9 protein-coding genes are annotated in these 7,891 nt (G+C 72.5%); all 9 read right to left on the bottom strand.

Annotation, left to right across the window (positions count from 1 at the left end; genetic code table 11):
• Window positions 1-30 precede the first annotated feature (30 nt).
• Complete coding sequence (locus tag ACZ499_RS37300) at window positions 31-363, bottom strand: hypothetical protein (protein WP_468681295.1); 333 nt, start codon at window positions 361-363, stop codon at window positions 31-33.
• Window positions 356-823, bottom strand: a complete 468-nt coding sequence (locus ACZ499_RS37295) for a YbaB/EbfC family nucleoid-associated protein (protein ID WP_468681292.1) — start codon at window positions 821-823, stop codon at window positions 356-358. Before ACZ499_RS37295 ends, ACZ499_RS37300 begins: the two co-directional genes overlap by 8 nt.
• On the bottom strand, window positions 823-1,458 hold the full coding sequence (locus ACZ499_RS37290; RefSeq protein ID WP_468681290.1) for a type VII secretion system-associated protein: 636 nt from the start codon (window positions 1,456-1,458) through the stop codon (window positions 823-825). Before ACZ499_RS37290 ends, ACZ499_RS37295 begins: the two co-directional genes overlap by 1 nt.
• A gap of 65 nt (window positions 1,459-1,523) precedes the next feature.
• Window positions 1,524-3,551 carry a hypothetical protein gene (locus ACZ499_RS37285; RefSeq protein WP_468681288.1) on the bottom strand — a complete coding sequence of 676 codons (2,028 nt, stop codon included), beginning with the start codon at window positions 3,549-3,551 and terminating at the stop codon, window positions 1,524-1,526.
• 31 nt (window positions 3,552-3,582) lie between these two features.
• Window positions 3,583-4,014, bottom strand: a complete 432-nt coding sequence (locus ACZ499_RS37280; protein WP_468681286.1) for a hypothetical protein — start codon at window positions 4,012-4,014, stop codon at window positions 3,583-3,585.
• 26 nt (window positions 4,015-4,040) lie between these two features.
• Window positions 4,041-4,343 (bottom strand): hypothetical protein, encoded by a 303-nt coding sequence (locus tag ACZ499_RS37275; RefSeq protein WP_468681284.1) that lies wholly within the window; start codon window positions 4,341-4,343, stop codon window positions 4,041-4,043.
• An 80-nt stretch (window positions 4,344-4,423) separates the two neighbouring features.
• A complete protein-coding gene (locus ACZ499_RS37270; protein ID WP_468681282.1) occupies window positions 4,424-4,753 on the bottom strand; it encodes a hypothetical protein in 330 nt (109 codons plus the stop codon).
• 172 nt (window positions 4,754-4,925) lie between these two features.
• Complete coding sequence (gene eccB, locus ACZ499_RS37265) at window positions 4,926-6,368, bottom strand: type VII secretion protein EccB (RefSeq protein WP_468681280.1); 1,443 nt, start codon at window positions 6,366-6,368, stop codon at window positions 4,926-4,928.
• 36 nt (window positions 6,369-6,404) lie between these two features.
• Complete coding sequence (gene eccD / locus ACZ499_RS37260; RefSeq protein ID WP_468681277.1) at window positions 6,405-7,808, bottom strand: type VII secretion integral membrane protein EccD; 1,404 nt, start codon at window positions 7,806-7,808, stop codon at window positions 6,405-6,407.
• Between the last annotated feature and the right edge of the window lie 83 nt (window positions 7,809-7,891).

The following is a 7,891-nucleotide window of genomic DNA, read 5'->3' as shown; positions in this document are numbered from 1 at the left end:
GGGGCGGGCCGGTGGGGCCGGACCGCCGCGTCAGCCGTGCAGGCCCTTGGCGATCCGGTCGGCATCCGTCTCGGCGTCGTTCAGGCCGTCCGCCGCGCCCTTGCCACTGGCCCCGAACCGCTCCAGGAGGTCGGAGAACGCGTCGAGCCCGGTGGAAAGGCCCTTGCCGTGCTCCTCGACGAACTTGTGGTACTCCTTCGCGTACGCGTCGTCCCGCCCGCCGGCGGTCTTGTTCTGTACGTTGATGTGCTCGATCAGGGTGTGGAGCTCGCCGGTGATGGTGGACATCTCACCGAACTGGGCGAAGCGTTCGGCGAGGTTGTCGGGGATGGCCATCCGCCCGCCGCCGTGGTTCTCAGGCATCGAACTCCTCCTCGTCCCGTCGACGCGCGGCCGACCGGTCGACCGGCGCGGTGTCGCCCAGCAGACCGGCGGCCAGCCCGTCGGGGCGCATGGCCCGCAGCGGCGCCAGCAGGTCCTCGATGCCGCTGCCTCCGAACAGCCCCCGCGCGAGGTCGCCCTGTTCGCCCACCAGCGGCCGTACGCTCTTGCCCACCTTCGCCGTCATGGCGTCCCGGGCCTCGTTGACGGTGGACTTGACGACGTCGGCGAGCTGGGCGGGGGGCAGCGTGCGGTAGTCCTCGGTGTGGAACTTCAGATCGGTGAGCCGTCCGCGTGTGTCGACGGTGGCGCTCACCAGCCGGCCCCGGGAGGTGGCCGAGGCGGTCACGGTGGCGAGTTCGGCCTGCATCTCCTGCACCCGGCGGGTGTGCGTGGCCAAGTCGGCCATCGCCTCTTCGAGTTGCTGCTCCAACGATGCCATCAGGTGTCTCCTCTTCCTGTCGCGCGGGCGGTGAGAGCCGCGACGGCGTTCTCCAGGTCGGCCACCGACAGACGCGCCGGGGCGGGTCCGGCCGGGTTGACGCAGAGCTCGTAGCCGTCCGGCACCCACGCGAAGACCTCTTCGGCAGGCAGCAGCTGATGGGCGAGCGCGCCGGCGGCGTGCAGATGTGCGGCTTGGCTGAACACCGGGACGACGGGGGTGCCGTCGGGGGCGCAGGCGAGGACCGGGCCTCCGTGGGGCGCGGTGAGCACCGCCAGCCGCGCCTGGACCACGGCGACGGCGATGTCCTCGCGCGGACCGTAACCGGTCGCGGCGAGCTGGGCGGCGGCGTCGACCGGGTCCGTGGGCCGGGGCCAGCCCATCATGGCGGGCGAGGGCCGGTAGGCGGTGTTGTCCTGCCATTCGACGATCTCGCCCCGGCTGTCCGAGCGCCACTGGCCGAGGACGGCCCATACCGGCGGGGCCTCGTCCTCCTCCTCGTGGCGTGCGCGCCATGCCGGGTCGAGCATGCCGAACCAGTGGTCGGGGGCTTGCCGGGCGGCTTCCCGCACGTCGTCGGGGGGCGCGGGCACAGCGTCCGCGGCTCCGCGCGGTTGCGCGGTGGTGGTGTTCATCGTTCCGTCTTCTCGTGGTTCGTGGTCGCGCTCGTGTCTGGGGCTGCCCGGCGGCCGCGCCTCGCTCACCGCCCGATCACTCCGGGCGCGGAGTCCGGCTCGGTGCCCCAGACCTCTTCCTCCTCGGACAGCCACACGTTGGGTGTCCGGCCCGCCCCGGCGCCGCCCGGCGCCCCGCCGCCCCCGCCCATGCCTCCCATGGGCGGCATGTAGGGCGTCCCGGAGCCGGAGGCCCCGCGGCCGAGGGCCCGGCTTTCGGCCGCAGCGACCTGTTTGGCCCGGTCCGCCAGCGCCGCCTCTGCGGCGCTCTCCCCCAGTGCGGCGCGGACACGGCTGCTCATGCCGCTGCTCATGACGGACTGGTTGACGGGGTTGCCGTTGCTGTCGAGCATTCTGCGCAGCCCCGCGCCGCCGGTCTTCGCCACACCCAACTCGCCGCTGGAGGCGGTGCTGACGGTCGCGCGGCGCGGCGGGCCCCAGAGCTCCTCGCCGGACTTGTTGGCGCTGCGGATCAGGCGCGAGTCGGTGTTGAGCGATTCCCGGATCCGGCGCAGTTCGGCGTTCGGGTCCCGCGCTCCGGCGCCGGTGGATATGGCGGCCGGCGGCTGGATGCGGGAGCCCTTGGGAAGGATGAGGGGCTTCTTACCCTTCCCCAGGACGGGTTTGCCGTTCGCTCCCGTGACGGCTCCGGTCCTGGGGTCGATGACGGCGCCCGGTGGAATGAGGATGGGCATGCCCTTCTCGTCCCTGAGCGGTTTGCCGTCCGGGCCGAGCACGACCTGCCCGAAGGAACCGCCGGTGTTCTGGCCGTTGTTGCCCCCCTGGGAGCCGCCGCCCAGGAGATCCTTGGTCTTGGAGCTGGCTCCGCCCTTCGGGCCCGAGCTCAGACTCTTCGGTACGGGGGGCGGTTTCACGGTCTGGTGCTGACCGCCGCCTCCGCCCAGGCCGCCGCCGAGGCCTCCGCCACCGGCCCCGCCGCCCTTCTCACCGCCACTGCCCCCGGATCCGGGCCCCGGCGGGCCCGCCCCCGGGCCGGGCCCCAGTCCCCCGTTGCCCGCCGTCAGGAACTTGCTCGCGTCGTCCTGGGTGAAGCGGAAGGCGAAGTCGGGGTCGACCGTGTGCAGATGCCGGGCGGCGGCGACGTAGGAGTTGGCGATGTTCACCACCGGCGCGTGGGCCGGCTGGTCGAGCCGCGTCTTGACGTCGTCCCACCAGCTGATCTTGGCGGATCGCTCGAAGTTGAACCAGAAGCTCTCGTCCGCGGGCGACCCGGTCGCCTTGAACAGGTCCCGGAACTTCGCCGAGATCGTTTCGAGAGTGTCGGAGCCCTCGATGGTGACAGGGGTGCTCGCGGGGGTGGGGAACTTGGTGAACAGGTGCCACATCGGCATGGCCCGCGGGTCTCCCCACCATCCGTCCCACACGCCCAGCAGATTCTTGAACTCCTTGGTGAGGGTGGTCCCGGTCTCACGCAGCGTCGTGGCGACCTGGCCGCCGTCGAGGTACTTCCCCGTCTCGGCGACGGCGCGCGCGGCGGACACCAAGGTGGCCTTCATGAGCCCCGCGGCCTCGCCCTGCAGGTCACTGTCTCCCTCGCCGACGTCACCGGACCAGGTGACGAACTGCTGCTCCCACGTCGTCAGCCACTTCCCCATGGCGTCGAGGGTGTCGGCGGCCGAGTTCAACGACGTGGCGTTGATGACGTTGTTCCCGACGGGCTGCAGCGAACGGACGATGGTGTTGGACGTACCGGTGAAGTCGGCGAGGGCGCCCTTGTCGTTGCCGTAGTCGTTCCAGTTGTACTTCAAGCCGACGACGAAGGTCATGGACCTACTGAAGGTGAAGGACCATTCGTACCAGATGTCCACATCGAGGTCTTTGCGCTCGGCTGTGGTGTAGTACCCGCAGTAGTGCTTGGCGATCCACTGCGTCCCCGTGGCCCCCACGTCGGCCACGGCGAGGCGGTTGATCTTCCCCTTGACGTCGCCCGCGCTCTTGGGGTCGGCGAACGCGAGGATCATCTCGTCCCACACGGTCGATACGGTGCTGCCCCAGTCCTGCGGGGCGGGACCGGCATGGGGGTCGGGGGGCACGGGGGGCACAGGGGTCCTTCGGGTCCGGGTGTCAGGGGGTGCTGGTGGCGGGCGGCTTGGGGCCGGCGGCACTGCCACCGGGGCCGGAGAGCAGGTTGTGCAGGGTGCCGGCGAGGTCCGTCACGGAGATGGCATGGGCGTCCCGCTCCCCTTCGCCCAGCAGGAGGTCGACGTCGTCCAGAGCAGACGCCAACTCGTTGATCTTCCCCTTGCCGTGTTCCAGACGGGTGTGGAGCCCGGTCGCGAACGTCGTGAAGAGGGTGCCGAGGGTCTGCGCGGCGAGGAACTTCTCCGGCACGCCCAGCGCGAGGTGGGCCGAGGGCTTCTCCCCGCCGTAGTTGGCCAACTGCGGGTAGAAGGGGGAGGTGTTGAGGTCCGACTCGAACTGGGCCACCCAGTCGATGTACTTGCGCAGGGCGTCGTCGGTGAACTTGTAGGTGCCGCCACCATTCTCGGTGGGCATGGGCGGCGCTCCGATCCCGCGGCCGCTCAGGCGCCCTGGAGGGCGGCCATGCGGCGCCGTCCGTTCAGGTCGCCCTCGATCTGCCGGTCGTGCATCCGCTGGAGCACCACACGGGCCTGCTGGTAGTCGCCGTTGAGGGTCAGCTTCATGGACTTCAGCTCGCTCTCGAAGCTGTCCCACTGCTGGCGCGCCGCACCCTGCAGCGTCTCGCGCAGGGCGCTGAAGTTCTGCTCCAGCCACTGCAGCGCGTCCACCATGTCGGCGTGCGCGCGGTCCATCGCGCTCACCGCGTCGGTGACACCCTGGTGACGGATCTCTACGTTGGCCATGACGGTCTCCTGCTGCTGTGCGGAAGGGAAGGTGGGTGGGGACGGAAGTGCGGCGGAAGGGGGCGGTGAACGCCCCCGTCTCACTGGCCGCCGAGGGCGTTCACCAGGTTGTTGACGTAGCCGCCGGCGTCGCCTTCCGCCTCGTCGATCGAGAAGTTGACCTGGTGGGTGCCGTGCCGGAAGTTCTCGGTGACCTGGGTGACCCGGGCATGGATGCGCAGCCAGTCGTCGATGGCGGCGCAGTGGCTCGCGCCGGAGCCGGCCTGATAGGCCGTGGCGACCTGAGCCTGGATGCCGCGGACCGTGCGGCCCGCGCTCTCGATCTCGTCCAGGTGCTGGGTGAGACCCGCGAGGGCACCCGACATCGCCTCGTCGTTCTTCGCCAAAATCCCGTCGGGGGTCTGGGACACAGGAACTCTCCTCCTCTGGAAATATGGGCGGACGGTCCAGGCGGCGCATTTGTGCCGCTCATTTCACTGGCCATCCACCACAAGAGACGAACGATGTTTCCATATGGTTGCGGCGAAAGTTCAGAAGGAGATCAATAAAAGATCCAAGAAAGATTGACGCGCTTCTCCATCTCTATTTCCCGCCGTTTTGCGCAGCGGCCTGCACCAGTCCCCGAGAACGCAGGGCGCCCGCGTCAAGGGCCGGTCCGGTGGGCAGCATGGACAGCAGCGCGGCGGGCAGCGCCACCGCGGACGCGGCCGGATATCCCAGCTGCTGGAGCGAGTCGGCGTCCGCGACGGGATACTTGGCGCCCGACTCCGTCACCAGGTACAGCGCCCGGCCCGTGCCGCTGGACGACACCGCCCTGACCAGCGCGCCCGACCCGGCGCGCAGCGCCACCCGGTCCGCCGTACGGGCATCGGCGACCAGCCCCGGACCGGCCGCCGGGGGTGTCCCCGCCACCGCTGACGCCTGCGGCAGGACCACGGAGACCGACGGCCCGCCCGCCCCGGTCGCCGTCACCGCGCACACCGCCTCGCCCGCCGCGACCTCCATCACCCGGGGTACCTCATCAGGCAGCCCCGGGCCGGGGGAAGACGCCGCCGTGCCCGGCGCGCGGTGGCGGGCCAGGTCGTCCGGCCAGACCGGGGCCTCCGTGACGGCGGCTCCGGCATAGGCGGTGCGCTGGGTACGCGGATCGCCCTTGAGCAGCGCGTACTGCAGGGGCGTCAGCGGCGCCAGCCCGTCCGAGCGCAGCAGCAGGTGGTGCCCGGCGCCGTCACCGAAGAGCTGGCCGACCCGGCTGGGCCGTCCGGCCAGCGAAGGCCCCTGCGCGCCGCGGCCCGCCACCTCCGGGGTGGCGAGGTCCGGGCCCGGGGGCAGCGCGTTCAGGAAGCCCTCGGGGACCGGGAAGGCCGGGGTGTCCCCGTACCCGAGGGCGGCGGTTGCCCCGTTGGCCGGGTCCAACCGCGACCGTGTGCCGTGCCACAGGAGATAGGTCTCGTGCCGGGTGCCCCCACGGACCAGGACCGCCCGCCCGGCGGTGACGGGGCGGCCGCCGGCGGACAGGCCCACGCCCAGCGTCAGCAGCGCCCCGTCCCCGCCGGGCTCGGCCCCGGTGGCGCAGGCCGACCAGGCGTCCCGGCTGAGCCGGGACGCGGCCGGCAGCGCGTCGGGGGCGCCGACGATACCGAGGGCGGGGCCGCGCGGGGCGGCGGCGATCGACGCGGAGGACAGTGACTTGACGCTGAGCCGGTCCCCGGCGAGCAGCCGGGCCGAGCTCTGGTTGAGCACGGGGTGCAGCCGGCCGTCCAAGGACAGGTAACGGGCACCCGACTGCTTGTCGAGCACCAGCGTGCCCTCCTTCTTCCAGCCGTCCGAGCCGCCCGGCACCACGAATCCGTACACCGTCACGGCCAGCGCGACGAGCACCCCGATGGCCAGGCCGACGCCCATGCCCCGCGAGGTGCGGCGGTGGGGCGGCTCGGGCGCGTCCGGGTCGTCGCGGTACATCCCGGCCGCCACCCGGCCCATCACGAACATGTGGGCCTGGACCTGGTCCCGCCTGGACTGCATGGAAAGTGCCTTTCTGCGATGTCGGGACGGCTGCGGTCAGCCGCCGAGCCCGCGCAGGTAGTGGAGGAGTCCGCTCGCCTCCAGGGCCAGCGGGATCAGGCAGATGGCGAGGAGCGTGTGCGTGAGGTCGACCGCCCGGCCCCAGTACGGCACGAGCCGGCGGCCCGGCACCGTCCAGCCCGCCACGGCGAGCACCGCGGCGAGGGCGACCAGCGCGCCGACCAGCAGCGGCCGCTGGGCCGGGCTCATGCGCAGCGCGTACAGGACGGCCAGCAGCACCGCGCCGTACGCCCCGGACACCACCACCGCCAGCCGCTGCCAGCCGCCGCCCAGCGAGCGGGCGTGGACCAGCAGCAGCAGACTCAGCGCCGCCGTCAGGCCCTGGGCCGACCAGGAGGTCTGGCGGCCCAGCGCGGTGAGACAGCACGCCGACACCAGCGCCAGGGCCGCGCACAGGGCGGTCAGATACGCGTCGGCGACGGCGCCCCGCTCGGCCACCCGCTGTCCGGGCACCGGCTCGATGCCCTCCTGGAGTTCGTCGGCGTTGGTGGGCAGCAGCGGCAGGCGCAGCCCGGACAGCCGGAACGCCAGCGAAGGCAGGAAGACCCCCGCCGCGACCACTGTGACCACCAGCGGCGCCGCCGCCTCGGCCAGCGCCCCTGCCACCTCGTGGGAGGGGTCCATCAGCAGCAGGACGGCGCCGCCCGCCGCGGTCAGGACGGCCGCCACGGCGGCGCCCACGAACAGCGGGGCGCAGGCTCCGACGGCCGCCAGGGCCAGCACCGCGCAGCCCGCCCCAGCCGCACCGCCCGCCAGCAGCCGCGCCCCCGCCTCGGCGCTGTCGCCCGACCCGGTCGGCACCAGGGCGCCCGCCAGGGCGAGATAGGGCACGGCCGCGATGCCCAGCGCTCCGCCCGCGCCCGCGTCGCCCAGCGCCCGGGACGCGGAGGCGGCCCCGGCGAGCAGCACGACGGCCGCTGCCGCGCCGCACGCCGCACGCGTTCCGGGCGGTCCCGGCAGCACGACGGCGAACAGGCCGGCGGCCAGGGCGCACAGGGTCAGAGCGGTCATCAGCAGGCGCGACCAGCGCGGCCGCCAGCTGTCGGCGCGCCCGCGCAGACCGCTGGCGAGCCCTTCGACGAGGTCGTCGAAGTGGATGTCGGGCAGCGACTCGTCGCGGGGCCGCAGATGCAGGGTGTCGCCGTCGCGCAGGCCGAGGGCGGCGAGGGTGAGCTCCTCGTCCAGCGGGGCCTGGCCCAGCCGCTGCAGGACCCAGCCGCCCGCCTCCACTCCCCTCTCGTACAGGTCCGTTCCCGCCTGGTCGACGATCGCGGGCAGCAGGTCCGCCAGGGCGATATCGCACGGCACCGCGAGTTCCAGGGACTTTTCCGGCGCCATGACCGTAAGGCGGCACAGCGCAGCGGTGGAATTGTCACTCAAGCCTTGAGGGTCCCTTCCGAATGTGAGGTCGACGCGATCTCGTCGGTCACATTATCGTGAGACGGGAGCGGGGGACGCGGGGC

It is taken from the genome of Streptomyces sp. NPDC031265 (genome assembly GCF_055570295.1).
The sequence above is the reverse complement of the archived record's forward strand: the minus strand, read 5'-3'. Positions and strand labels throughout refer to the sequence as shown.

Excerpts from the sequence above, each read along its gene's own strand:
- ACZ499_RS37280 (WP_468681286.1), bottom strand. The coding sequence starts at position 4,014 with ATGCCCACCGAGAATGGTGGCGGCACCTACAAGTTCACCGACGACGCC.
- ACZ499_RS37290 (WP_468681290.1), bottom strand. The coding sequence starts at position 1,458 with ATGAACACCACCACCGCGCAACCGCGCGGAGCCGCGGACGCTGTGCCC.
- ACZ499_RS37300 (WP_468681295.1), bottom strand. The coding sequence starts at position 363 with ATGCCTGAGAACCACGGCGGCGGGCGGATGGCCATCCCCGACAACCTC.
- ACZ499_RS37295 (WP_468681292.1), bottom strand. The coding sequence starts at position 823 with ATGGCATCGTTGGAGCAGCAACTCGAAGAGGCGATGGCCGACTTGGCC.
- eccB (WP_468681280.1), bottom strand. The coding sequence starts at position 6,368 with ATGCAGTCCAGGCGGGACCAGGTCCAGGCCCACATGTTCGTGATGGGC.
- ACZ499_RS37275 (WP_468681284.1), bottom strand. The coding sequence starts at position 4,343 with ATGGCCAACGTAGAGATCCGTCACCAGGGTGTCACCGACGCGGTGAGC.